Source organism: Manganibacter manganicus (assembly GCF_002075885.1).
In the GTDB taxonomy this organism is placed as follows: Bacteria; Pseudomonadota; Alphaproteobacteria; order Rhizobiales; family Rhizobiaceae; genus Mesorhizobium; species Mesorhizobium manganicum.
The window spans coordinates 90,343-114,899 of the sequence record NZ_MDET01000059.1 but is presented as its reverse complement, the minus strand read 5'-3'; the positions used below and the strand labels follow the sequence as shown (position 1 = coordinate 114,899).

Below are 24,557 nucleotides of genomic sequence, written 5' to 3'. Positions count from 1 at the left end.
TGTTGGGCTATTCGAGCGAAAATGTTGTGCCTGCGCGCCGTTCAAGAATGGCGCGCGCGTCTTCAAGTTTGCCAATACCGGAAAGCCGCCCGGCAATTGACGCGAACGCAGCCGCCGCCTCGACCTTCGGTCCCATCGAACCGGGCGGGAAATCAGAGGGGTCGATCTCGGCGGGGCGAACGCGGTCGATCCGCCGCTGGCGTTCTGTTCCCCATCCTTCGTAAACCGCATCGACGTCCGTCAACATCAGGAACGCATCGGCCGACAGTTCCTCGGCCAAAAGCCCGGCCGCGCGGTCCTTGTCGATCACGGCCTCGACGCCTTCAAGGTCGCCGGCAGCATTCTGGATCACCGGAATACCACCGCCCCCAGCGCAGATGACGGTAACGTCATTATCCACAAGAAGGCGGATGGTCTCGATCTGGGTGATCCTTCCGGGCAAGGGGGAAGGAACCACGCGCCTCCACTTGCCTGGGCTTTCCTCTATGAGCGGCCAGTTATGGAGTTGTGCGACTTTCTGGGCTTCGGCCAGTTCATAGATCGGACCGATCGGTTTTTCTGGCCGGGCGAACGCGGGATCGTCTCGATCGACTTCAATTTGGGTGAGCAGGGTGGCGAGCCTCGCGTCCCTGGGCAGTGCATTGGCCAGTTCCTGCTCGATCAGATAACCGATCATGCCGATGCTCTCGGCGCTGATGATGTCGAGCGGAAAAGGTGGCACCTCCTTGTAGGCGGCAGCCTGAAGCGCCAGCAGGCCCACCTGCGGTCCGCTTCCGTGAGCGACAACGATGTCATGATCGCGTGCGACATCGGCAAGCGCGATAGCCGCTGTACGCGCGTTCGCCCGTTGCGCCTCCGCCGTCATCGGCTCGCCGCGCTTGAGCAGGGCATTACCCCCAAGAGCTATGATAACTTTCATGTCAGGACCCCAAGGTGGCGACCAAGACCGCCTTGATCGTGTGCATCCGGTTCTCGGCCTGATCGAAGACAACGGAGGCTTCCGACTCGAACACCTCCTCGGTCACCTCCATGCTGTCGATCCCATATTGTCGGAAGACCTTCTCGCCGATCTCGGTGTCACGATTGTGGAAGGCGGGCAGGCAATGCATGAACTTGGCGTGCGGGTTATCAGTCGCCGCCATCAGGTCGGTAGTGACGCGGTAGGTCATCAGCAGCTTTATACGTTCCTCCCAGACCGAATCCGGTTCACCCATCGACACCCACACATCCGTATAGACGAAATCACATCCCTTGACCGCTTCGACCGGGTCTTCGGTCAGGGTAATCTTCGAACCGGTCTTTTCCGCGATCTGACGGCATTGTCTCACCAGTTCCTCGTCCGGCCAGCATGCCTTTGGTGCCCCTAGGCGAACGTCCATGCCGATCTGTGCTGCTCCGGCGAGCAGGGAGTTACCCATGTTGTTACCCGCGTCACCGACAAAGGCGAAGGCGACCTGCGAGAGGTGCTTTCGCGTGTACTCCCGCATCGTCAGGAAATCGGCAAGGATCTGGGTGGGATGGGACTCGTCGGTCAGACCATTATAGACCGGCACGCCGGCATAGGCCGCCAATGTTTCGGCCTGTTCCTGACCAAAACCACGATACTCGATGCCATCATACATGCGCCCGAGCACACGCGCTGTATCCTTCATCGACTCTTTTTTACCGATCTGAGTGCCTGACGGCCCCAGATAAGTGACATGCGCGCCCTGGTCGTAGGCGGCCACCTCGAATCCCGTGCGGGTGCGGGTCGAATCCTTTTCAAAAATCAGCGCGATGTTCTTGCCCTTTAGCCGCGGCTCCTCGTAACCGCCATATTTTGCCTGCTTCAGCGATGCCGACAGCCTGAGGAGAAAGCGAATTTCGTCGGGGGTGAAGTCGAGTACTTTAAGGACACTGCGGCCGCGTAGATTCACAGGCATCTTTCCTCTCCTTCAGATCGGATCACGGATCAGCGGGCATGTCATGCAGTGACCGCCGCCGCGTCCGCGTCCCAGTTCAGCGCCGGGAACGGTGATGACTTCCACGCCCGCCTTGCGCAACTGCGTGTTGGTGTAGGTGTTACGGTCGTAGCCAACGACCACGCCCGGCTCGAGCGCGACAACGTTGTTGCCGTCATCCCATTGTTCCCGCTCGGCGATGTAGGCGTCGCCTCCGGTCTGCACCACGCGCAGCTTGTTAAGGGCGAGTGCCTCTGCGACCACGTCGGTCAGGTGGCCTTCCTCCTCCCGCACGTCGATCTGCCCCTCCTGCTCACCAGGACGCAGCGAATAGGCAGTGATCTTGTCAACGGCGTCGGGGAAAATTGTCACCAGATCGCGGTCGCAGAACGTGAAGACCGTGTCGAGATGCATAGACGCGCGCTCGATCGGCAACTTACAGGCGATGACCCGCTCCGCCCCGCCTTGTGCGAACAGCGCTCGCGCAAGCTGGCCGACCGCCTGCGGCGTGGTGCGCTCGCCCACTCCAACCAGCACAACGCCATTGCCGACCGGCATCACGTCGCCACCTTCCAGTGTCGCCAACCCGTAGTCATTGTCTGGATCGCCCCACCAAACCGGGAAATCCGCGTCGCGGAAGTCGGGATGGAAACGGTAGATGGCCGCGACGTTGACGGTTTCCAACTTGCGCGCGTTCCAGCGCATCGGGTTGAGCGTCACGCCGCCATAGATCCAGCAAGTGGTGTCGCGGGTGAAGAGATGATTGGGCAGGGGCGGCAGGATGAAATCTTCCGGCCTCAGCGTGTGGGCAAAAAGGCTCTCGGCCTTGATGGGCAGTTCCGCTTTGCTCATACCACCCATCAGGATCAGCGACAGCGGGTCGGCATCGATCTCCATTAGGTGCGCGCGCAGGTCGTCCGCAAAGCCGACGCCAACCGTGTCGTCGTTGACGCGCCGTTCGAGAAGCCAGCGGCGCGCCTCGATGTCGCGCAGGGTCTCCATCAGCGCCTCGCGCAGGAAGACGACCTCCGCGCCGCGATGGCGGATCGCGTCCACGAATGTCAGGTGCTCGACGCGCGCCTGCTTGACCCAGATAACGTCGTCGAAAAGCAGTTCGTGGCAGTTGGACGGCGTAAGCCGCGCGAGAGCCGCGCCCGGGCGATGGACGAGAACGCGGCGCAGCTTGCCTACTTCGGAATGGACTCCATAGGTGATGGACATAACGGTCTCCTTCAGGTGACGAGCACGGCGATGCTGAGGCAAGCCATGATGATGACGGTGAGGATCAGGAGCAGCGGCCACATGAAACGCAGCCAGCGCTCATAGGGCACGCGGCCGATGGCGAGTGCGCCCATCACCACCGCAAATGTGGGGTTGATCAGGTTCACCAGCCCGTTGGCCGACTGATATGCGGTGACGACCAGATCGCGCCCGACGCCGGCGAAGTCAGCCACCGGCGCCATAATCGGCATCGACAGCACGGCCAGTCCCGACGACGACGGCACGAAGAACGACATCAGCACCTGAAGCCAGTACATCACGTTGATGAAGGCGACCTCGCCGAGGTCGGCGACGGAAAGCTCGGCCCAGTGCAGAATTGTGTCGGTGATCTTACCGGCATCCATGATAACGACGATGCCGCGCGCCAGCCCAATGATGAGGGCGACGCCCAACAGATCGCGGGCGCCATTGACGAAGGCATCCACGAATTTTTCCTCGCCGGGCCGCGCGATCAGGCCAGTCAGGATCGCGGAGGCGAGGAACAAGCCGGTCATTTCGCCCATCCACCAGCCGCCGGCTAGCACGCCCCAAATCATCACGACGAAGGTGAGCGCGAAGATCGCGAGCACGATCTTGTGGAGGGTGGTAAACTCGATAGCGCCTTCTTCCCGCCCGGAAAGGAAATGCGCCTCGTTGTCCGCTTTGCGGTCGTAGACTAGGGATGTCGTCGGATCGAGCCGCACCCGTTCGGCATATCGCATGACGTATACGACGCAGGCGATCCAGCATAGACCGAGGATGACCAACCGCAGGACGATGCCTTGGGTAAAGGGAATTCCGGCCGCGTCGGAGGCAATCACCGTGGCAAACGCGTTGACGGTGGAGCCCAGCACACCGACGCCCGCGCCCAAAAGGATGGTGGCGACCGCAGTCACCGCGTCAAAGCGCGCAGCGATCATGACCGGCATCAGGAGCATGTAGAAGGCCAGCGTCTCCTCCGCCATGCCGTAGGTGGTGCCGCCAAAGGCGAATAGCGCCATGAGCGCCGGGATCATCCACTTCTCCCGACCTTCGAGCCTCTTCATGGCATTGCCGATGCCGGCATTGATCGCTCCGGTCGAGGCGACGACGCCGATGAAGCCGCCGATGACTAGCACGAAAAGCGCGATGTCAATGGCGTTGCCCTGGTTTGTAGCGGGATCGTAGAGCCCCGCTATCGGCGCCATGATGACCTCCACCACGCCCTGCGGGTTGGATTCCGTTTCAGTATATGTTCCCGCGACGGGCACCTCGCGGTCGAGTGCCGGATTGGCGACACGCTCGTATTGGCCGGCCGGAATGAACCAGGTGAGCGCCGCGACCAAAACGATTAGACCGAACAGGATCGTAAATGCAGTCGGAAACCGAACCCTGCGTGGTTCCGCAGTGTCAGATGCAGTGGTCATTTGCGTCTTCCCATCACTCGAAACTGAACCGCCCGATATGCGAATGGTGGTTCCCCGTGTGTGGCATCTAAACTGCCCGGCTCGCTGTCATCCTTGATCCAGGTTAAATTCCGGCCAGAGATAATGCTCAGCGCGCATTGTTTGGGTAGCAACGAGTTGCTCTGCGCCGGCTACCAAGAGTAATTGCGAGTCAAAGAGCAGGATGATCAGATATACAAGGCTCGCCAGGCCAAACCACTTTGGCGGGTCAGCGACCGATCGCGGCTATGCACAGGACAGGACGCGTCCCTAAGTAAATGCACAAAGCTGTGTAGGTTCGTTGGAGCTCGCGCGATACCGGAGGTGTTCTGTGCGATACTGGTGTCGGCGAGCTGGCATCGGCTGATGACGGTATCAGACGGCAGATAGAGTAGCAGTCTATCTTGGAATCATTCCAGTCTCGAACGTGCGCGGCGCCCCCCGACCACGAGGAAGGTCGGATGCGTGGCGAGCGCCCTCCGGCAGCACCAGCAGCACATCGTGGTCCCGCTTTCGACAACGAAACGAGCGACAGGATGGTTGCCGAAATCATGGCAACGATCTCATCGCTTGCCCATGTTCGCCATGAGCGCATCGAGCTGGAACCCATGTCGCTTGCAGGCACGGTCACATGTAGCGGGTTTGCCAATTTTCGCGGGCGCGACCGTTACGAGATCAAGCTCTCCATCGCGCTTCCAATCGGGGAGACCGATTCAAGTCGCCTTTTCAGTGATCATCGGCAGTAGTCATGAGTGTTAGACCGGTCGGAGTCGCTGCGAAACAGGACGATCTCGCTGACCGGAAGAGAGCCTACTTTTTCAAAGGTCGATGGGAGCCTGATCCTGTCCCCGCTTGTGACGCCGTGGCGAAGTGGTGATCGTCGGTTCGAATACGGGTTTCCTCGGTACCGATATAATCGCGCGTCGTGGGCACTCGCGTGTGACCTCTCAAGTTGGTCTGGCTACCAGCCGCGGAAAGTACCCCGGCACGTTTTTCATATATCGCGCATAGGCATCGCCGATTTGTGCAAGCACTTCCTGTTCTTCACGGCGGGCGAGCCTCCAATACATGACGACAAGGATCGGAAACATAGCAGCGGTTAGCAAGGTGGGCCACTGGAGCAGGAATCCGAACATCACGAGTACGAAACCCCCATACTGAGGATGGCGAACCCTGGCGTAGACGCCAGTTGTGGCGAGCACGCCCTTTTTCTGCGCCTCGTAGAGGACCTTCCATCCCGAGGCAATGAGCATGAACCCACCACCAATGAAGACGAAGCTCAGAAGATGAAAGGGGCCAAAATGGGGATTGAGCCGCCAGCCGAAGGCGGTCTCCAGCAGGTGTCCGGCGTCGTGTGAAAGCCAGTCGATCTGAGGGTAGCGCGTCTGCAACCAGCCTGACAAAAGATAGATTGTTAGCGGGAACCCGTACATTTCCGTGAAAAGCGCAATGACGAAGGCGCTGTATGCCCCAAATGAGCGCCAATCACGAGCGGTTGCCGGCTTGAAGAAGCTTAACGCGAAGAAGATGAAAACGGCAGAGTTGAGAATCACCAGGGACCAAAGCCCATATGCAGGAATGTCCTCATGCATGATTTTGCTCCTGAAACTCTCAATGTTGATGGGGAGGACGCTTCGAACTCGGCGAAGATGAGCTTCCGCCTCGATGGTCGTGTCCGCCGTGGCGTCCGTGCATGAAGAAGTGGAGGAGTGGACAAGCGAGAATTATCAGCCACGGCAGCCACCCGAGCAGATGGGCCCGATGTTCGGCAATCAGGTAGAAGGCGCCGATGGCCAGGAACCCCCATAGTGCGATATTCGTGGCAGAAATGCGCCGCGGAAGTTGGTCGTCATTGCTGGGCTGTCTAATCTTGGGTGGCATGGTCCTTGTCCGCTTTCTGCACAGTGATTTCGTCTTGAAGCAGGCGACGCAGCGGTTGGGTCAAGCCCGGAGCAGCGAACCTGCATCGATTGTGGAGACAACAATGTGCGCACTGGAAAGCAAAAACCTTGATCTCTGTTATAGTTTTGTTTGGGCTTGCGCCCTGGCGAGCGAAACGGTCCGCCGTAGCACGGGGCACTCGGCGTAGTTGCTATTGGCCGGAAACCGCCGCGGCCGGACGGGTAGGCCGTTAGGTGCGGCCGGCGCCACAGCGGCGGCAAACTTTAACCCAGATCAATCTTCGGCTCAGCGCCATCAGCTACTAGTTCGCATACAGATTTCGCCAAAACGAAGAGCAGAGGAACGTAATAGTGTGGCCGTGGGCGCTGTAGTTGGAGCGCGGGGCCACTCTGCTGGCTACTCGCCCCAAGGCCGATACTGTCACGATGGATGATTTCAACAACGCGGTTGAGCGTATCGTCGCCGGGCTGGAGAAGCGAAACCGCTTTCTCAACCCGAAAGAACGCGAGGTTGTGGCCTATCATGAGATGGGCCACGCGCTTGCCGCCATGGCGCTGCCCGGCTCGGACACCGTGCATAAGGTGTCGATCATCCCGCGCGGGATCGGGGCGCTCGGCTACACCATCCAGCGCCCGACCGAGGATCGCTTTCTGATGACCAGAGAGGAAGTCGAGAACAAGATGGCGGTTCTGCTCGGCGGCCGGGCGGCCGAGAAGATCGTCTTTGATCATCTTTCAACGGGAGCGCCCAACGACCTTGCCAAGGTCGCCGCCATCGCCCGCACCATGATCATGCGCTACGGGATGTCGGAAAAGCTGGGTCATGTCGCCCTGGAGAAGGATCAGCGCTCCTTCCTGACACCAAACCAGATGGCAGCCTATCCTCAGCCTCGCGACTATGGCGAGGCGACAGCCGACGCAATCGACGGGGAGGTGCGCGCGATCATCGATGGCGCGTTCGAGCGAACGATCCGTTTGCTCAAGGAGCGTCGAGACCTTTTGGAGCGCACGGCCCGTAGACTGCTGGAGAAGGAAACCCTCGACGAGGCGGAGCTTTCCGCATTGATTGGGACCAAAGAGGGTGACGACCCTGACAGTGCCAATCAGCCTTTCAAGACATTGAAACGAGCCTCCACGTCATCGACCGCCAGCCCGCGCTCGCCGTAACTATCGGGGAGCCTGATTTCGTTAGGTTCCGAATGCATTCAAGTGGTAGCTGATCCCCACCGCGCGTTCTAACAGGCCGTCAGGCCGGTGGTAGAGTCTCAAAAGAGGTAACAAGTTCGCTAATCGTCCGGGCACAGGAGCCAATCCGGACGTCGACCCCGGCCGCGCAGAGCTTGTCGCGCTCGGATGCTCCGACATATCCGCAGATCAACCGCATTGACCCACTGGCGAGGATCAAGTCGCAGGTTGACTCGTTCGTTCTAGCTGCGTTTGAACGGAACCGCCGCTTACGTGACACTGGGTCGACGACGAGCAAGCCATCGCTTTTGGCGAAGAAGGGGCTTAGCACAGCCCTTCTTTGGCTGCGAGAGACCAGCAGGGCTACGCAACGCTTTAGATCAAATGCAGGCGAGGCTGTCGATACTATTCGTGGTTCGTGGAACACCGCTCATTTCTCCCACTTCTTAATAATTATGACCGGCGTGGACGGGATGCACTTTAATCTCAATCAAGTGAGCTCCCAACCATCGTTGCCGCCAGTTCGTTGCAATTTGCTTCGCGGGCAATGGTAGTTGCTCAGCCTCAGCCTCAGCCGCCCCGCGATCTCTTTGATCCCGGTCAAAGTGTCCGTAGGCAATATGTGCGATGGTGCGTCTTTGCATGACATGCGACGGGATGGAATCCTGCCGTGCAAATATGGGAGTTGCGCGAAACAGTCGGGAGGTGGTGGGTAAGTGCACATGCTCAAGCTACTGGCATTGCTGGTCGTTTGCACGGTTTCCTTCTTCATGCAGGGGAAGCTGGCCTTGGCACATGACGGAAGTTTCGCGCCGGTTCATTCGATCTCCCAGCGCCAGATGGCCCTAAGTCCCGAATTCGCCGCGCCATTGCCCCCGAATGACTGCTCCTCCCAACGGACATGCTGCATGGTAGTATGTTCGCCATGCCAGGTGCTCATAGCCGGGCACCGAACCGAGTTCACCTGGAGATTAGGTGAATTTTCGACCATCCCCGCTCTTGGCGATGATTGCCTCAGGTCAATCATACTTGGCCGAGATCCTCCGGTCCCACGATCCCATCGCCTCTAGGTGGTTCCTCGCTGTCCTGACCAAGGCGCGGGTGCTTGTTCGTCTGCGTTTCCGCGTCGGGAAGTTGCGGGTGGCAAAGCGCGAATGGCGTCGTTGTGACGGAGCGAGGATTTTCATCAGGTCAATAAACTGGGTGCGGACACAGCCACCGGAGCGGCAGCACGCCCGGCGACTGTAATAAAAGTTGGGATCGAGCGTCCTTACCACATGAGGTAACGTCGCTGTCGCTCTTGCCGCGACCGATGAGTTCCAACGTGGACGGAGTAGACCATGTTTCAAGGACTTACGGCACAAGAAGCTGCACGCCCTTCGGGCGGTCCGCTTGATGATTTGAGCATGAGCCCAAAGCGCCCGAAAGACGGAGCCGACGGCGAGGCTTGGGCTCCGGTAATAGGATTGCCGCCGTCGACGGATGCCTACCGGCTTCTCCCGCGGTTTCGAACGGGAGATCGCAGGATGCCGGTTGGGCGGGATCTGTTCCGCATCGGCGAGACAAACAAGTCAATTTTCAACCTTCTGTCCGGCTGGGTAGTGATCTACACCCTGCTTGAAGATGGCAGGCGGCAGATCGTCCATTTCGCGCTACCAGGAGCGGTCATGGGAGTGCCCACTTCAAACGGGGCTAAAATCAGCTACGGGGCGCAGGCCCTGACGGAAGTGGTTGTTTCGGTCATCCCGAACACTGTGCTGGCAACCGTTTTGAAGGACGATCCCGAGGTCAGCATGCGGCTGGCGAGCACACTGGCCCGTGACACTAGTATAGCCTATGACCATATGACGAGTATCGGGCGTCGCACCGCGCGAGAGCGCGTCGCGTACCTTCTTCTTGAACTGTTCACGCGCCATCGGGCCCAATGGCCCGGCAACCACATTGAGGAGATGGTAATCCCGCTCACACAGGAGCAGATCGGGGACGCCACGGGCCTTACCTTCGTTCACGTGAACCGTGTTCTAAGCACGTTGCGCAAAGACAAAATCGTGCATTTCCACTATCGGCGACTCCGAATACTCGATCCCGATCGATTGATCGAGGTAGCCGGGATTGACCCGCAAACCGCGATGTCATGGTTTGAGCGACGATCAACTTGAACGCTTCCCTTCGGACTAATCAGGATCCGCCATAGCGCTCCACGATCACGAGGCCGATCGCCGTCAAGACCAGACCGAATGCCAGCGAGGGTGCGAACTGCTCGCCGAAAAACCCGATACCGAGCAGCAGGGCGAAGACCGGCGTCAGGAGGGTAAATGCATTCGCCTGGCTGAGCGGAACGCGATCGAGCACCCAAAACCAGAGCCAGTACGCTAAGGCTGTTCCGGGAAGAGCCAGAACGATCAATGAGAACCCGAAGTCCGACGAAAAGTGTATCTGAAACGGCCGTTCCAGCGCCAACGCCATAACTGCCAGAGGGATTGCTCCAAGGAGAAGCTGCGCTGACATTGCGACCAAAGGGTCAATTCGGTTTCTGACACCTTTCATCAGGACATTGCTAACGGCGAGGCCAGCGGCCGCCAAGACGATGAAGGCCGGCCCTATCACACCATCGAAGCCTTGCTTGATGTCGAGCTGAGGCAAGGTAACGGCGACGATCCCGAGGAACCCGATCGCCAATCCAACGTATTGTGCGGGTCGCAACCGTTCCGAGAGGAATGCAAATGCTAGTGCGGCCGCGATCAGGGGCTGACTGTTGGCAATGACAGTCGCGAGCCCTGGCGAAACAAATTCAGCAGCGTGGAACATCCCGAAATAGGCCGATGTGGTGGCTCCAAGGCCAATGAGCGCGAGAGCAATCCACGATCGGAAATCAGTTGGAATGGGCCGCCGAAGCATTATTGCGACCACGCCCAAAACCATTCCTGCCAAAACAGCCCTGAGTGTCGCGAAAGTCATATGCGAGACGTGTGTCAGGCCGAGCGTAATGAGCGGAAAGCAGAGAGCGTTGAGAAAAGCAACCAGCAGGAGAATGAATGTGAAGCGAGAAACCATCATCCGTCCACCCAGCGACCTCGCCGGCAGTAAAGGACTGCTCTATGCACCGCGACGACAGATCACCTCATTCATTCCTGTATGACAACGCTTTCGGCGATCCAAAAGAGCGGGTCCTCTATACGTCTCTTGGTGACTTCTCATGATTTGAAATGGCAACACGTGCTGCGGCGATCTGCTCCGCCTTTTCGCAGTAACAATCGAGAAAACCGTGGATGGGACAGGTCCGGCACATCTCCTCTAGGCGCTTGCGAAGCGCGCGACGGCCTCGGTGCAACCGGACGGTGATGTTGTTCAGCGAGGTTCCAAGGCTTGCGGCAAGCCGATCGCGTGGCTCGCCGAGAATGTCCGCGCGCCAAATGATATCCGCATATTCCGCCTTAATCGTAGGCAATAACCGGTACAGACAATTGCAAATGGTCGCGTCGAGACCTACGTCGGACTCGGCAGAATGGTTCTCTAAACTGTCGGGATCGACCTCTGTTTCGCGCTTGCGACGCCTTATCCGGTCTCGCTGATGGTCGACGATAGTTGTTGCAAGAATCCTCCCTAACCAGCCACGCACAGTCCGAACGTCACGAAGCTGAAATGACCGCTCCAGGGCGCGTAAGGAGAACCGTTGAAGCACTTCCTCTGCTTCGTCCCGGTCGCGGAGCCGATTTTCAAGGAAACGCATTATTTCTTGCCGTACCTCAACCAACGCTCGCTGGACGGCTGTATCGTGCGGCTTGGCACCGTCGCCTTCCCAAATCCTTTCTACCGAGTCATGGTCTTCAGTGTGGATCATGAACGCTCCTGTCTAGCGAGCCAGAGCTCGCTCGGATTTATCGTCTGTTACCACCCAGTGTAATTCTTTAATCTAGATTAAGATCTTTTCCCTTTCCCCATTCTTACCAACTATTCGGTGCGCCTCTTCGAGAAACGGGTAGAAATGCAGCGCACCGGTTAGCGAAACCACGTCGCTGCGCCGAGAATTTGGCAGAGCGACGTCGCGGCAATGGGGAAATCTTGACTGCGACTGCGGGACGGAGGAACTGCACTGAGAGCACTTTATCATTACGCGCTGTGATCCGATCCCAGAGCTGCTATATTGTGCGCCAAGCGCTGGCTACCCTAAACCTGAGCCGAAGTGGTCTGTGGGGCGAGTACCCCACAATGTAGCGGCTACCTTTCTCCAACCCGCAGCCTCGTAGTTGCTATGGTCCACCGGGTCGGTTATTTCTTGGTGCCATGTTTGATGGCGACTGTCCGTAGTCGGGCCTAAGAACGGGGCGTCCGTGAGGGGTTCGATTGGTCGAATTGGTAGGCTGGATCGGCCGTGGCAGATAAATCTCGATTGCGGTGGCCTTTCGCGATCCGGCTGTTGCACTGGTTGAGTGTGGCGACGTTCGCAATACAGATCGCGCTGTCTTTTGGCCCGATGAAGGGCTCTGGGATGGCATCAATGCTGTGGCTTCTCCTTCGCACATCTCTACAGGCTGCACGCGCCCGCAGTATCTGCTCAAGGATGTTCAACGGCAGACGCCCTCCAATCTTTGTATCATTTTTGCCATCTCCGCCGATATTGCCATGACCCGGTGCAAAACACCCGTCTGATAGGTAGGTAATAGCAAACCCCAGTCAATCTCTTTGGATGAGCCTGAAGGATACATCTGTTAGAGATAAGGCGATCCGAGCCAGAGAATACGGTCAATCAGTCGCACCAGGAAGGGTCGGGCGCGCAGATCGGACAGCGTGACCTCTGTTGCCGAACCGATGACAGCGTCGATACGCGCGTCGATGCTGCTTGCAAAGGTACCGTCCAGAACTTCGAAGTCGATTTCGAAGTTCAATCGCAGGGATCGGGGATCGAGATTGGACGAGCCGATGAATGCCCATGTGCCGTCCACGGAAAGCAGTTTCGAATGATCGAAGCTGCCTGCCGCACGCCAGACGCGGCAGTAACTCCTGAGAACCTGGTCGAACTGGGCCGTCATTGCGCGATCGACGAGAACGAGATTGTTGGCGGAAGGGACGACGATATCGATATCGACCCCGCGCCGGGCAGCCGTCGTCAAGGCGCTGATCAGTTCGCGATCGGGCAGGAAATAAGGCGACATGATGCGGATGGATTTGCGCGCGACCGAGAAGGCACCCATCAGCATCTTGTGGTTCGCCTCGAGGCTGGCATCGGGGCCGGAAGGGATGACGCGCGCAAGCACCGGCGACCCCGGTTCACCGATCGGCGTCTTGATCCTCCAGGCATCGCCGTGCAACCTCTCGCCGGTGGCGAAGTACCAATCCTCGGCCGCTACCGCGAAGATGTCGGCGACCACCGGTCCTTTCATGCGAAAATGCGTGTCATGCGCCATGCTGGAGCCGGCGAATTCCGCAGTGAATTCCTGCCGGATGTTCATTCCTCCTACGAAAGCCGACGACCCGTCGGCCACCAGTATCTTTCGGTGAGTCCTCAAATTAGCATAGGGCAGGCGCAGACCCATGATGATGCTGCCGTTGAAGACAGCAGTCGAGACGCCGCCTTCACGCAGATAACCGACGATGCTGGGGACCGAGTAGCGCGCTCCCACCGCATCAATCAGCACCCGCACGCTGCCCCCTCGTTTTACAGCCTCTATCAGCGCGTCCGCTATGCGCAATCCGATCGGATCTCGATCGAAGATATAAGTCTCCAGGATCACACTGCAGCGCGCTCCTGCGATTGCCTCAACCATTGCAGCGTAGGCTTCGTCGCCAGTCTTGAGCATTTCGACGGCGTTTGCTGTCGTCAGCGTATGATGGGTTATCCTGTCACCCACGGACTTGAGGGCGGTGAACCGTCTGCCAAACCGTTCAATGACGAACTTATCAGTCACATCGAAACGCGGGTGCGCCTGCATTTCATGCCCGGCTGCCGATCGTTCCGCCGCAATCGAGCCGCGCCGAATCCGATTTACTCCTGCGATTGCGTAGACAAGCGCGCCGACGATTGGCGATAGGAGGATGACCCCAACCCAGCCGATGGCTGCCCGGACTTCGTCCTTCGTCATCGCCGCATGGGCGGCGGCGGCGGCAGCGACCAGCACGGAAATGGTGGCAACAATACGGGGCCAGTAGGTCAGGAGCAGATCCCACATAGCAGGCAACTTACGCAATCATCCGCTCAATGTCGTTAGCGTGTAGGTTGGCGACACTCCGTTATCGGCAGGCCCACCGTGGTCGCGGTAATATGGAAAATCCTTTCCGGATTCGATCCGGCTTGCTCAAGCATAAGGAATACGCTTTCAGTCCCTTCTGGCAGCATTAGACGGTTATGAGGATGGGAGTGCGAGTTGCAGCCTCGTGGCGTTGTGGATGATCTCGAAGCCCCCCCCCGAGACACATCTGCGCCGCCATTGGCTTCAACTCGCCACGGCCCGGCAGACTGACACACATGCAAACCGAAGTAGTGGCCATGGATACCTCTCGCAGGAACGTTTTGAAGTTTTCGGCTGCAGGGGTTGCCGCAGCCGGGCTGTCTATCGTGGGCAAAGCCCACGCACAGGTGGCGGAAGAAGCCGGCACCGATCCTCTGACGATCACCCGCAAGGGCATCAACAAGGCTCTCGAGGTCATCAGCGCCGATATCCTCGAAGAACAGGCTAAGGCCAGCCTGTCGGAAGGCGTTTACGTGTTCATTTCACACGGCAATGGCGACCAATGGACGCTTCGTGAGAACCGTCGGGCGTTCGGGGACTACCCGTTTACCCCGCACAGAATGGGAGGTGTTGTCCGGGACAAGATCGATACGTCGGTAACGATCCTTGGCGAAAATGTCTCACCCGATAATAGTCACGCCGATGGGCAGTCATGGACTGGTCCATCCGGCGGCCGAGGTCGCCACCGCCGAGGGAGCAGCCAAGTCTGGCGGTCTGCTCAGCGTCTCGAGCGCCTCGACCGCGGCCATGGAGGATATCGCCAAGGCATCCACCGGACCAAAATGGTTCCAGATGTATCTGACCGTTGACCGGGGCGAGTCGAAGGAGGTCCTCGAACGGGCGCGTGACGCCGGCTTCAAGGCAATCATCTTCACCGTCGATGCCATTTGGCAGGGGTCATCAGACGAATATGTGCGCCTCGGTCGCAATCGTCCCTGGCTGCCCTACGGCAATTTCCCGGCCGGGAATGCCAATGCGTTCAAGACGGACCTTACCTGGGCCGACATGGAGTTCATCAAGACCACTACGGGATTGCCGGTGGTGGTAAAAGGTATCACCCGGTCGGAAGATGCTGTTGCTGCGGTCAAGGTGGGAGCATCGGCGATCCAGGTCTCCAATCATGGTGGCCGTGCGCTCGATGGAACGCCGGCGGCCATCACCGTCCTTCCGTCCATCGCCGATGCCGTTCAGGGCGACGTTCCAATCATCATGGATAGCGGCATTCGTCGCGGCATGGACGTAGCCAAGGCGCTCGCCCTCCGAGCCAATGCCGTCGCCGTCGGTCGCCCGGTCTGGTGGTCGCTGGCGCTGGGCGGCGCCGGCGGCGTGAACGGGCTGATGGAGTATTTCAACCGCGAACTGGTCAACACGATGCTGCATCTCGGGGTCGACAAGATTGACGCCCTGGGGTCGGAGCACGTCACCCAGTCAGCCAGCGCAATGGCGGTACCGGCGAACGATGCCATGAAGGCGACGACAAAGTAATCTGGCCTTGCGGCAAGCCAGGCAGCAGGCTCTTCCAACATGGAGGCAGGCGAGCAAGAAGCTCGCCTGCATTTTCAGTTGATCAACGACAGTTCGACCGGGTTGTCGCGATCATTGCCCATAAGATTCGAGCTCACGGCATCAAGCAGGCGGACACGCTTAACCACCGGGAAGACCTGATCGCGACATTACGCTAATGCACGTTCGTGAAAGACGATTAACTGAACTTCGGCCCGAGTTTCTTTCGTTGTGCAGGCTTTGAAGCCGTACCGGACTTCTTCCCAGATCCAGGTTTGCGTCCAAGCCCCATCGACTTCGCCATTGCTGAGCGCGCCGCCGAGTAGTTCGGCGCCACCATCGGATAGTCAGCGGGCAGGTTCCACTTCTGCCGGTATTCATCCGGGGTCAGGTTGTGGTGCGTCGCAAGGTGGCGCTTGAGCGATTTAAACTTCTTGCTGTCCTCGAGACAAATCAGGAAATTCGGCGTCACCGATTTTCGAATTGAAACGGCAGGTATAGGCTTTTCCTCGACCTCGGTGCTGGAAACAGACCGCAATCCGCTAATTGCGGCGTGAGTGTTGGCTATAAGTGTAGGAAGTTCAGAGGCCGGAACAGGATTATTGCTAACATAGGCCGCCACAATATCGGTGGTCAGCTCGATCAAAGATTCTTTCACAACGGTGGTTTCTTCGGTCATTGCTCGATCCAGGTGAGGTTCAATTCGAGGTAGCTCAGGTGGCTCTCTATCTGGTTACACGAAGAGTGCTCGTCTGCAACGTTTGGCAGGATATCCGGCTGTAAGATGCCGACGGTCGCTGCCAAATGAGGTGTCTATTCGCTGGTCCGGCATCTGGACGGCTGCAATTTTCTGGAGACCTTCGTGCAGGTTGTGTCCAGGATCGGCTTCGAGCTGAGTAATATAAACCGCAATGGAAGCGAGAACTCTGAGCGACCGAGCCCGACTATTCGATCCCGGAACAATGGGCGGCGCGGCGCAAGCCATGGCGCGGATCTGCAACCCGGCACTACTTGCGCGATGAACGTCATACGCCTGAGCAGATCATCCTTGGGAAACGAGTCAACATCAGCGATACGATCCTGGATCGTGTGTCAAATGGACCTCGCCTAATCCAAGACAGCCAGTCGGTCAGACCGGAAGCGCGGGCATCGCTCCATCGGCGACCCGCCAAACCCAGGCGCCTATATCCGGTCGGGATGCGATGAGATCTCCCAAAGCGTCCTCATAGTCGCCGTCTACCGTTTGCGGAACGATATACAGGCCCACCGGTTGACTTCCCGTCTGCAGGATCGCTGCCGCGCTTGGCGTCTCCGCAGCCAAATTGTAACGCAGCCCCTTCACGCTGCGCGACCTGACCTTCGCAAGCGCATCAACCAGTCTTTTTTCGTAGACGGAGTCATAAGGAATCCAGCTTTCTGACACCATCATCAGGGCAATCTCCTCGATCACGGCAAGACCGGCTGGAGATAGGCCGAAAGTGGCGATCACCATCAGATGGGACTGCTCGTCTGCATCCCACAGAGCGAATTCAATCTCGAAGCGCGCACAGAGTCGGCGATGCAGCGCCTCATCCAGCATGAACGGAAAGTCAGGCATATGCTTGACGATCAGGCGATGTCCGTTGCGCGCGGGAACGATCTCCTTGACCTCGCCGACAAGGATCATCAGCTTTCGCGGCCCGCTCCGCGGTGGCACCGCAGACGCCATGGCTGCCGCTCGCCGCTGTTCGATTGCCGCCTTGTCCGTTGCACGAAACGATTCCGGCACGAACAGCACATCCCTGAGCGTACCGCCCTTGATCCTCATCTGCTCGGCAGCTTCCAGCAGATGCCAGCGGCTGTTCCACCAATGGCGCTTGCCTGCCCAGCGCGAGGTCCAGGATGTCAGTTCAGCCTGGTGCCAAAGATAATGCAGCAGGCTGCGCAGCGACAACTTCTTCGTGCCACCAGCTACACTATCTGCTCGACTTGCACCAATCGCAGGTGCCGCACGCGCGCCCAACCGGGTCAGGCTGAATTCGACCTTGAGCGCCGACAACCCACTCTCGGGATCGACCTGGATGGCGCTGCCCATTAGCACGCCGAGACCCGACAATTCATCCGGAGGATCGTAGGAGGGGCAGTTCGCATTATGCGCATCGCCCGACAGCGGCATCCGCTTGACGATGTACTGACTGCCGACCTGGGCGATATACATCGCAAGACCCGGTTCTTTGCACAAGCACAAAGGCCGCACACGATTGCGATAAGCATCCGCAAGCGCGTCCTGTAGGTTCTCATCCGTTTCCTCGATAATCCGGTCAGCTAACCTGAAACGTCGCATCGCCTCCATCGCTCCGGACACAGCCGTATCCCCATCCCTATAGATTCATGGTTTTCGCACGGGCGCAACCCAAAGGCGAACAGACCGGATTACTGGCAACGTGCCAAACAGCAGATCAATTCAGCGCGTCCGACAGTTTGATAGAAATGTCCTTGAGCTATGTCCAGCTTGTACTGAATCGATCATGTACCCATCGAGCCAGCCCGTTCTGATCGATAATGCTGCCAATAAGCTGTATCGGCCAACCGGCACGGGGACCTGTTCCGACGGGCCGGTGGCGTCTACCTTCGGGAGCCGGGCTGCGGGCTCTTCTGAAGCCCGGCCTGCGGCCGGTCTTCCCTCTTCGGGCGCATCCCTGACGCAGGCGCGCTGCCGCAGCCTCGTTGCTTCGCCGGCCCGCGCCGCCAGAGGCAGAGGGAGGCCGGAATCAGGTGGCGGGTGATAGACCGGGAGAGAGGCTCCCGGCATCCGCCGCGGAGCAATCCCATGACCCAAATGGAAATTCAGGCACCAACACGCATCGCGCGCGACGGCTACAAGGTCGATATCAGCCGCGGTCAGCGCATCGGTCGCGTGTCGTCGGAATGGTTCAACCGGCCGGCAGACGAGCGTTACCTGTCCCTCACCGATCTGTACAATACCGTGAAGCGGCGGTCAGAACGCAGTAGAACCCGCATCGTCGAAAGCGAAGCCATCCGTGTCGAGGCTTCTCGCGACAATCCCGAAAAGCTCACACTGATGGTACCCGGCGCTCAGGAGCCGGTCGCACCGACCCATTGGAGTTTCGGCCAGCTCGCCAGTCTGGTCGGCGCGCCCGCTGCCTATCTGCGTCAGTTGCCCGCGCCGCTTGCCGGCATCAACCTGCAATATGGCCTTTCCACGCATCGCGCTGAACAGGTCAAGACGCTGGAAATCGAGAACGGCCGCCTTGAACTTCGAGCGGTGACCGGTCCGGATTACGGCAGGATTTTCGACCATGAGCTCGTCGAGGCGGTGCAGAAGATCGCCGGCAACGGCACCGGCGACACACGCTGGAAAGTTCCTGGTGTGCTCGACTGGTCGACAGGCATCTACAACCCGAATGTCGATGTGTCGAAGAACACGACCACCCTCTATGCCTCCGACCGCGATGTCTTCCTCTTTCTGGTTGACGACCTCAACCCGATTGAAGCTGGTCGGCTGCCGAACGGGGACCCGGATCTCTATTTCCGCGGGTTCTATTGCTGGAACTCGGAAGTCGGGGCTCGAACGCTCGGAATTGCCAGCTTCTATCTGCGCGCCGTGTGCCAGAATCGTAATTTGTGGGGCGTCGAGGATTTCCAGGAAATCACCATTCGCCACTCCAAATATGCCGCGTCGCGCTTCGCCCTTGAAGCTGAGCCTGCCCTGATCCAGTTCGCCGAGTCCTCGCCCATGCCCTTCATCACCGGCATCAAGGCAGCACGGGAACGGATCGTCGCCCGCGACGACGAGGACCGCACCAGCTTCCTGCGCAAGCGCGGCTTCTCGAAGGCCGAAACCACGAAAATCATCGATACCGTGCTGACCGAGGAAGGCCATCCGCCGGCGTCGATCTTCGATTTCGTGCAGGGGATCACCCGGGTTGCCCGCGACAAGGAACATCAGGACGTGCGGCTGGAGATGGAAGGCAAGGCGAAGAAGCTTCTCGACTTCGCCACCTGATCTCTTCGGATCCGGCGATGTGCCCCGTGCGTTCGTTGCCTGTCGTCAACTTCACGATTGCCGCCAAAGGCGCCGTCCTCAACAGCACGGGGACGGCGCCTTTCCTCATGACGGGTCGCCAGGTCGAAAGACGGGCTTTCGGCTGCCCGTTGTGGAGCACGACCAATGCACGAAACCGCTGCGAACCCCATGCCGTTGCTGACACCGAACCAGCACGAGCAACTCCTCGCCAATAGCCGCCAACGCGATCGTGACCATGTGCCCGTGGTCAAGTTCTTCAATCCTATCGGCATCGGCACATGTCTTGCCACCGAGCTCGATGCGGATAGCGATATGCCGTTCGGCTTGGTGCAGCTCAATGATGTGCCAGAGCTCGGCTCGTTCAGCCTCGAAGAGCTTTCGTCGCTACGCCTGCCGTTCGGCATGCATATCGAACGCGACATCTTTTTCACCGGCGCATTCCCAATCTCGGCCTATGCCGACGCCGCCGGGAAACCGGCAGCATCACAGCCGCGGTCCGCATCCTTTCCAGCGCGCTGCGGTCCGGGCACGGGGAGGGGGCATGATGCGTTTCCGCCCTTGGCCAAAACCCGAGCCCTATCGAGATACGTCGCGTAAGCGCGCCGCCTTCAAGCGCAAGCAACGTCTCGAACGTGAGGCGCTACCACTTTTCGCCGAGATGATCGCCGAACGCCAGCACGGTGTCGACGAAGAAATGGCCCGCCGCCACGTCTGGTGGGAGGAACGCGAACACGAGCAGCGATCCCAGCGGGCCGCGCGCTGGCGCAAGGCTCGGAATCGCCTCTTTGAGCTGCCGGGTCGACTGCGCCGGACCGTACGCGATCTCTGGCGAACATGCCCCTATCCAGCAGACCCGACCTGTTTGCTCGATCTGCTTCACCAGATCGCCATCGGTCGCGTCGACCCCCATCGCCCGCCCTGGATCTTCGATGGGAAACTGACGGCACGCACGACACCAGACCCTGCCAGTTTCGACGAAGCCTTCCGCCAGATCGGACATCGGAAGATCGGCGGCGGCCCAAAGGCCACGTCGGCCGACGAGTTCCTGTTTTGCGGCGATCTCGGCTCGGGAATCCTGTTTCTGCGCACGCGCGTGCGGCTCAACAACCCGCATGAGAGCTTCTACACATCCTCCGGTCATCGCCTGCGCGACTCCCATGTCGGCCGTGACGGTCACTGGGTCGATCTCGAGGTGCGAGGAGAATGCTCCGACGCCTCGCTCAGGATGCCGACACGCGCCGCGTCGAAGTATTGGTGGCCACCGGCCGGGAGGGCAAGCCATGAGTTCGCCTTCGACCTCGACCCGGAGATTGCTCATCCTCGCCTGTGCGGCAACCAAGCGTCACGACCCCGGACTCATTCCGGCATACATTCGCTATGATGGCCCGATCTGGCGAACGCTCCGCGCGACGGATCCTGATGGAACTCGCGCCAGGGTCGCCTTCCTGTCGGCACATTACGGATTCCGCGATGCCGCCACGCCGATCGCGGACTATGATGCACGCCTCGGGGCATGAGCGGAGCGATCGAACCCGCAGCACGAGCAGGACGGTCACCGTCGACAGGCAGGCAATGATCCATATCCTGATGGGCCACACCCGAATGGTCGACGCGCTGCGCAAAGCCGGTCGCGTCGACATCGCCGAGTCGGGCGAATAGCCTTTCACCCGGCAAGATTGAATCTCTCGATCGTGACGGCCCGATCTGCGTCCACGCCTCCCATAGTCCACCACGCAGTTGCGCCAGCGGGAAGCTCCGGCGCCTGGTCAGAGAGGCAGAGGGGGGATGGGGGGATTCTGACGGGCTAGGAGGTTCGGGGAGAGGCCCCGCACCGCTCGTCATGGAGACCCTGACAATGGCAAAGGCCAATCAGAAAATCGTCCTCGATCAGTCAGAAAACATTCCATTTCATCTGATCGAACTGTCCCAAAAGAACGTTCGCCGGATCAAGAACGGTGTATCGATCGAAGATCTTGCCGACGACATCGCCCTTCGCGGGCTGTTGCAAAGCCTGAACGTCCGCCCAAGCCGCGACAGTGATGGCAAGGAAACAGGACGCTACGAAGCTCCCGCCGGTGGCCGGCGCTACAGCGCACTCGAACTTCTGGTGAAGCAGAAGCGTATGGCGAAGAACCAGCCGACTCCCTGTGTCGTCAAGCGCACTGACACAACGAGCATGGAGGACGATTCGCTGGCCGAGAACACGCATCGGGAAAACCTGCACCCGCTCGATCAGTTCCGAGCCTTCAAGACGCTCAGCGATCAGGGCCTCGGTATCGAGGAAATCGCCGCCCGATACCTGGTGTCGGCGAATACCGTGCAGCATCGTCTGAAGCTGGCCTCTGTTTCTCCGAAGCTGCTCGACCTCTATGAGCAGGACGAGGTTAAGCTCGAACAGCTCCATGCTTTCGCCATCTCCAAGGATCATTCACGCCAGGAGCAAGTCTGGGACCGTGTCTCCAATTCGCATATGCAGGAACCCTACTACATCCGGCGCTTGCTGACGGAAACCACGGTTCGCGCTGACGATCGCCGCGCGGTCTATGTCGGAGCCGACGCCTATGAGGCAGCCGGCGGGGGTATCCTGCGCGATCTCATCGAGCCGGATGCCGGCGGCTGGTTCCAGGATGCAGCGCTCCTCGAGCAGTTGGTCTTTGACAAGCTGAAGGTCGACGCGGAGGCATTCCGCATCGATGGCTGGAAGTGGGTCGAAGCGGCTATCAGCTTTCCCTATGGCCACACCAATGGCATGCGGCGTGTCTATGCCGAACCGGAGGAGTTGAATACGGAGGAGCTTGCCCGTCACGACGCCGTGAAGGCCGAGTATGACAAGCTCGACGCCGAATATGCCGAAGCGGAAGACGCAGACGAGGAGATCGAAAACAAACTCGACCAGCTCGGCTCCGAACTCGACGCTTTCAGCGATCGTCCCCAAGTCTACGATCCGGCGCACAAGGCCATCTCCGGCGCGTTCATCACCCTTGCCGCGAACGGCCAGCTTCAGATCGACGCGGGCTTCATCCGTCCTGAGGACGAACCGCGCGCCGAGACGGACGAGGATAACGACGATGACACCGGCGAGGATCGCGACTCGCCGCATTCCTATGATGACTCCCATGGCGTTGTCGTCAACGGCCGGCCCGTGAATGGGACGTCCGATGCCGCTGAGGAACCCGAGGAGGAAGGCATCAAGCCACTACCCGATCGCCTCGTTTCCGATCTCACCGCGCAAAAGACGCTTGCGCTGCGCAATGCGCTCGCCGGCGACGTCGACATCGCCTTCGTTGCAGTTCTCCATGCCCTCGTGCTGCAGGTGTTCTACCGGTTCGCCAAGGACAGCTGCCTCGAAATCAGCATGATCAGCAACAGTTTCGGCCAGGTTCACGGTCTCGCCGAAACCCCCTGGGCGAAGGAGATCACCGAGCGTCATGAGGCCTGGGACAGGGATATGCCCGATAGCGACAATCTCTGGGCCTTCCTCCTCGGCCTCGACGAGGACAGTCGCAAGGCGCTCTTCGCGCATTGCGCCTCGCTCTCCCTCAACGCTGTCGTCGAGCCGTGGAACAGGCGGCCGGGCGCGCTCGCTCACGCCGATGCAATCGCCGCCACGCTCCAGTTCGACATGGTTGCAACCGGCTGGGAGCCGACCGTGGACAATTATCTTGGCCGTGTCACCAAGGCCCGGATCGTCCAGGCGGTGCGGGAAGCTCGCGGCGAGGATTCTGCGCAGCTGATCGACCACATGAAGAAGGACCTCATGGCGCGTGAGGCTGCCCGCCTTCTTGAGGGGTCGAACTGGTTGCCCGAGCCACTCCGCCTCGAGACAGGCGGCGCGGTTGCCGACATTGATGACGAGCTCGCCGGCGACATGTCGGCGGATCCTGCCCTCGATGTCGATGTGGGCGAACTCCCGGCCTTCCTCGCAGAGGATGCCGATCCGTCCTCCAACGAGCCCGTTACCGGAACCGACGAAAAGGCAGAAAGCCTTCAAGCGGCCGAGTAACCGGCCTTCCGATCCTCACTGGGCCCGGCGCATCCGCCGGGCCCTTTCTGTTTCCTCATAGGGAGAATTCCGCAAATGCCTGCTCATATCGTCTACGATTACGCCAGCCTGGGGAGCGTCATTCGATACTTTGACTCCACCCCGAAACCCCCAGAGCGGTTCAGAAAGAAGCTCGCCGCCTGGAAATCCCGCAACGGTGTCGGCCGCCTGGTGAAGAAGGAACCACCGCGCGAGCGGCCGACCTACAGTTCGCCGGCCTGTTTCACGCTTCACGAAGGCGATTTCGGACAAGACGGCATCGTCGTAATCTCAGTCAGGCGCACCTACTCGGTCGAGAGCGACCTGCATTTCGAAATCGCCGAGCGTCCCGCAATCGGTAGCGTCCGCGTTCTGCAATCGCTTGGCGACAGTCCGGAACTTCTGCATCTCGCCGCCAACAAGGAGGCGGCCGAACGCTGGCTCGCAAGCAACCGCTACAGCCGTGCGTATCTGGAGGAGGTATCGGCCGACGAGGTCGGCGCCGACGTCATCGAGGGCCGCGCGGCCGCCTGACGTTTCCGCAGCATACACCCAACCGATGATAGGCTCGGGGTCGCGCAAGCGATCGCCGGGCCTGTTTCATTTCATGGAGATCGACATGTTCGACTGGAACAGAAGCTGCTCCTATGACGAGCAGCACAAGAGACGTTTTCACATGACCGCCCGTTCACGGCTGAAGAAGCTCGCCGCTGAGCTTGCCCTGCCGCCCGGCAGCTACGACCTGAGGTCGAACAAAGCGGGCATCGCCGTTTCCGGCGAAATCACCTTGCACCACGATCGCGCCTACATCCAGGTCGGCCAGTTCGGCATGTCGTCTGGGCATGGTATCCTGATCCGCACCTGCAAGAGCCGCACCGACTATACTGGAGGTGCGAACCATTTCGTCTCGCTCGATATGCTTGACGATGTTACGGCGCTCGCCGCGGCCGTTCACGCCATCACTGGCATCGGTCGAAACAAGACACTTTCGTCCGATCGGCGCGCTGCCTGACGCCAAACCCTAACACACAAAAAGCCATGATGCCGACGGGTGCGAGCCGCCCGATGG

At 59.6% G+C, this 24,557-nt stretch carries 19 protein-coding genes and 3 pseudogenes; 10 read left to right on the top strand and 12 right to left on the bottom strand.

Going from position 1 to position 24,557, the window contains the following annotated elements; genetic code table 11:
- Positions 1–7: 7 nt before the first annotated feature.
- The 4 genes from arcC to BFN67_RS22715 are packed head-to-tail and all read right to left on the bottom strand — an operon-like array spanning position 8 to position 4,606.
- The gene (arcC, locus tag BFN67_RS22730) at positions 8–919 is read right to left on the bottom strand and encodes a carbamate kinase (RefSeq protein ID WP_080921732.1); all 912 of its coding nucleotides are present in this window, start codon (positions 917–919) and stop codon (positions 8–10) included.
- Position 920: 1 nt separating this feature from the next.
- On the bottom strand, positions 921–1,922 hold the full coding sequence (argF, locus tag BFN67_RS22725; RefSeq protein ID WP_080921731.1) for an ornithine carbamoyltransferase: 1,002 nt from the start codon (positions 1,920–1,922) through the stop codon (positions 921–923).
- A 12-nt stretch (positions 1,923–1,934) separates the two neighbouring features.
- On the bottom strand, positions 1,935–3,161 hold the full coding sequence (gene arcA / locus BFN67_RS22720; RefSeq protein ID WP_080921730.1) for an arginine deiminase: 1,227 nt from the start codon (positions 3,159–3,161) through the stop codon (positions 1,935–1,937).
- 11 nt (positions 3,162–3,172) lie between these two features.
- Entirely contained in the window at positions 3,173–4,606 is a 1,434-nt protein-coding gene (locus BFN67_RS22715) for a YfcC family protein (protein WP_080921729.1), read from the bottom strand.
- A gap of 479 nt (positions 4,607–5,085) precedes the next feature.
- Between BFN67_RS22715 and BFN67_RS22710 the strand changes: the two genes are divergently transcribed.
- Complete coding sequence (locus tag BFN67_RS22710; protein WP_139789300.1) at positions 5,086–5,370, top strand: hypothetical protein; 285 nt, start codon at positions 5,086–5,088, stop codon at positions 5,368–5,370.
- A 201-nt stretch (positions 5,371–5,571) separates the two neighbouring features.
- Here the strand turns inward: BFN67_RS22710 and BFN67_RS22705 are convergent, their stop codons facing one another.
- Together BFN67_RS22705 and BFN67_RS22700 are read right to left on the bottom strand one after the other, a co-directional pair.
- Positions 5,572–6,216 carry a methyltransferase family protein gene (locus BFN67_RS22705; RefSeq protein WP_080921727.1) on the bottom strand — a complete coding sequence of 215 codons (645 nt, stop codon included), beginning with the start codon at positions 6,214–6,216 and terminating at the stop codon, positions 5,572–5,574.
- A 19-nt stretch (positions 6,217–6,235) separates the two neighbouring features.
- The gene (locus BFN67_RS22700) at positions 6,236–6,505 is read right to left on the bottom strand and encodes a DUF2933 domain-containing protein (protein WP_080921726.1); all 270 of its coding nucleotides are present in this window, start codon (positions 6,503–6,505) and stop codon (positions 6,236–6,238) included.
- A 404-nt stretch (positions 6,506–6,909) separates the two neighbouring features.
- Here BFN67_RS22700 and BFN67_RS22690 point away from each other — a divergent pair.
- Together BFN67_RS22690 and BFN67_RS22680 are read left to right on the top strand one after the other, a co-directional pair.
- Positions 6,910–7,692 (top strand): annotated as a pseudogene (locus tag BFN67_RS22690) (ATP-dependent metallopeptidase FtsH/Yme1/Tma family protein); the annotation flags it as partial.
- Between the two features lie 1,358 nt (positions 7,693–9,050).
- Positions 9,051–9,869 carry a Crp/Fnr family transcriptional regulator gene (locus tag BFN67_RS22680; protein ID WP_245295378.1) on the top strand — a complete coding sequence of 273 codons (819 nt, stop codon included), beginning with the start codon at positions 9,051–9,053 and terminating at the stop codon, positions 9,867–9,869.
- Positions 9,870–9,888: 19 nt separating this feature from the next.
- On the opposite strand, the gene BFN67_RS22675 is transcribed toward BFN67_RS22680, so the two are convergent.
- The 3 genes from BFN67_RS22675 to BFN67_RS22660 form a co-directional block, all read right to left on the bottom strand.
- The gene (locus BFN67_RS22675; protein ID WP_245295377.1) at positions 9,889–10,767 is read right to left on the bottom strand and encodes a DMT family transporter; all 879 of its coding nucleotides are present in this window, start codon (positions 10,765–10,767) and stop codon (positions 9,889–9,891) included.
- A gap of 115 nt (positions 10,768–10,882) precedes the next feature.
- A complete protein-coding gene (locus BFN67_RS22670) occupies positions 10,883–11,551 on the bottom strand; it encodes an RNA polymerase sigma factor (RefSeq protein ID WP_080921722.1) in 669 nt (222 codons plus the stop codon).
- A gap of 868 nt (positions 11,552–12,419) precedes the next feature.
- Entirely contained in the window at positions 12,420–13,877 is a 1,458-nt protein-coding gene (locus BFN67_RS22660; protein WP_080921720.1) for a phospholipase D-like domain-containing protein, read from the bottom strand.
- Between the two features lie 296 nt (positions 13,878–14,173).
- On the opposite strand from BFN67_RS22660, the pseudogene BFN67_RS25000 reads away from it, so the two are divergent.
- Positions 14,174–15,422, top strand: a pseudogene (locus BFN67_RS25000) (alpha-hydroxy-acid oxidizing protein).
- A 217-nt stretch (positions 15,423–15,639) separates the two neighbouring features.
- Here the strand turns inward: BFN67_RS25000 and BFN67_RS22645 are convergent.
- Positions 15,640–16,119 carry a Ros/MucR family transcriptional regulator gene (locus BFN67_RS22645; protein ID WP_080921717.1) on the bottom strand — a complete coding sequence of 160 codons (480 nt, stop codon included), beginning with the start codon at positions 16,117–16,119 and terminating at the stop codon, positions 15,640–15,642.
- A 450-nt stretch (positions 16,120–16,569) separates the two neighbouring features.
- Entirely contained in the window at positions 16,570–17,763 is a 1,194-nt protein-coding gene (locus BFN67_RS22640; RefSeq protein WP_080921787.1) for a DUF1173 domain-containing protein, read from the bottom strand.
- Positions 17,764–18,249: 486 nt separating this feature from the next.
- On the opposite strand from BFN67_RS22640, the gene BFN67_RS22635 reads away from it, so the two are divergent.
- Together BFN67_RS22635 and BFN67_RS22630 are read left to right on the top strand one after the other, a co-directional pair.
- A complete protein-coding gene (locus tag BFN67_RS22635; RefSeq protein WP_080921716.1) occupies positions 18,250–19,446 on the top strand; it encodes a DUF932 domain-containing protein in 1,197 nt (398 codons plus the stop codon).
- 189 nt (positions 19,447–19,635) lie between these two features.
- A pseudogene (locus tag BFN67_RS22630) lies at positions 19,636–20,012 on the top strand (DUF2958 domain-containing protein).
- A 95-nt stretch (positions 20,013–20,107) separates the two neighbouring features.
- On the opposite strand, the gene BFN67_RS24430 reads toward BFN67_RS22630, so the two are convergent.
- Complete coding sequence (locus tag BFN67_RS24430; RefSeq protein ID WP_158083555.1) at positions 20,108–20,644, bottom strand: hypothetical protein; 537 nt, start codon at positions 20,642–20,644, stop codon at positions 20,108–20,110.
- 103 nt (positions 20,645–20,747) lie between these two features.
- On the opposite strand from BFN67_RS24430, the gene BFN67_RS22620 reads away from it, so the two are divergent.
- The 4 genes from BFN67_RS22620 to BFN67_RS22605 all read left to right on the top strand — a co-directional run bounded on the left by BFN67_RS22620 (position 20,748) and on the right by BFN67_RS22605 (position 24,500).
- Positions 20,748–20,984 carry a hypothetical protein gene (locus BFN67_RS22620; protein ID WP_080921715.1) on the top strand — a complete coding sequence of 79 codons (237 nt, stop codon included), beginning with the start codon at positions 20,748–20,750 and terminating at the stop codon, positions 20,982–20,984.
- A gap of 338 nt (positions 20,985–21,322) precedes the next feature.
- Complete coding sequence (locus BFN67_RS22615; protein WP_080921786.1) at positions 21,323–23,470, top strand: ParB/RepB/Spo0J family partition protein; 2,148 nt, start codon at positions 21,323–21,325, stop codon at positions 23,468–23,470.
- 75 nt (positions 23,471–23,545) lie between these two features.
- Positions 23,546–24,022, top strand: a complete 477-nt coding sequence (locus tag BFN67_RS22610) for a hypothetical protein (protein WP_080921714.1) — start codon at positions 23,546–23,548, stop codon at positions 24,020–24,022.
- An 85-nt stretch (positions 24,023–24,107) separates the two neighbouring features.
- Complete coding sequence (locus BFN67_RS22605; protein ID WP_080921785.1) at positions 24,108–24,500, top strand: hypothetical protein; 393 nt, start codon at positions 24,108–24,110, stop codon at positions 24,498–24,500.
- The last annotated feature ends 57 nt before the right edge of the window (positions 24,501–24,557 follow it).

Coding starts and splice junctions, on each gene's coding strand:
- arcC (WP_080921732.1), bottom strand. CDS start 919: ATGAAAGTTATCATAGCTCTTGGGGGTAATGCCCTGCTCAAGCGCGGC.
- argF (WP_080921731.1), bottom strand. CDS start 1,922: ATGCCTGTGAATCTACGCGGCCGCAGTGTCCTTAAAGTACTCGACTTC.
- arcA (WP_080921730.1), bottom strand. CDS start 3,161: ATGTCCATCACCTATGGAGTCCATTCCGAAGTAGGCAAGCTGCGCCGC.
- BFN67_RS22715 (WP_080921729.1), bottom strand. CDS start 4,606: ATGACCACTGCATCTGACACTGCGGAACCACGCAGGGTTCGGTTTCCG.
- BFN67_RS22710 (WP_139789300.1), top strand. CDS start 5,086: ATGCGTGGCGAGCGCCCTCCGGCAGCACCAGCAGCACATCGTGGTCCC.
- BFN67_RS22705 (WP_080921727.1), bottom strand. CDS start 6,216: ATGCATGAGGACATTCCTGCATATGGGCTTTGGTCCCTGGTGATTCTC.
- BFN67_RS22700 (WP_080921726.1), bottom strand. CDS start 6,505: ATGCCACCCAAGATTAGACAGCCCAGCAATGACGACCAACTTCCGCGG.
- BFN67_RS22680 (WP_245295378.1), top strand. CDS start 9,051: ATGTTTCAAGGACTTACGGCACAAGAAGCTGCACGCCCTTCGGGCGGT.
- BFN67_RS22675 (WP_245295377.1), bottom strand. CDS start 10,767: ATGATGGTTTCTCGCTTCACATTCATTCTCCTGCTGGTTGCTTTTCTC.
- BFN67_RS22670 (WP_080921722.1), bottom strand. CDS start 11,551: ATGATCCACACTGAAGACCATGACTCGGTAGAAAGGATTTGGGAAGGC.
- BFN67_RS22660 (WP_080921720.1), bottom strand. CDS start 13,877: ATGTGGGATCTGCTCCTGACCTACTGGCCCCGTATTGTTGCCACCATT.
- BFN67_RS22645 (WP_080921717.1), bottom strand. CDS start 16,119: ATGACCGAAGAAACCACCGTTGTGAAAGAATCTTTGATCGAGCTGACC.
- BFN67_RS22640 (WP_080921787.1), bottom strand. CDS start 17,763: ATGCGACGTTTCAGGTTAGCTGACCGGATTATCGAGGAAACGGATGAG.
- BFN67_RS22635 (WP_080921716.1), top strand. CDS start 18,250: ATGACCCAAATGGAAATTCAGGCACCAACACGCATCGCGCGCGACGGC.
- BFN67_RS22620 (WP_080921715.1), top strand. CDS start 20,748: ATGAGTTCGCCTTCGACCTCGACCCGGAGATTGCTCATCCTCGCCTGT.
- BFN67_RS22615 (WP_080921786.1), top strand. CDS start 21,323: ATGGCAAAGGCCAATCAGAAAATCGTCCTCGATCAGTCAGAAAACATT.
- BFN67_RS22610 (WP_080921714.1), top strand. CDS start 23,546: ATGCCTGCTCATATCGTCTACGATTACGCCAGCCTGGGGAGCGTCATT.
- BFN67_RS22605 (WP_080921785.1), top strand. CDS start 24,108: ATGTTCGACTGGAACAGAAGCTGCTCCTATGACGAGCAGCACAAGAGA.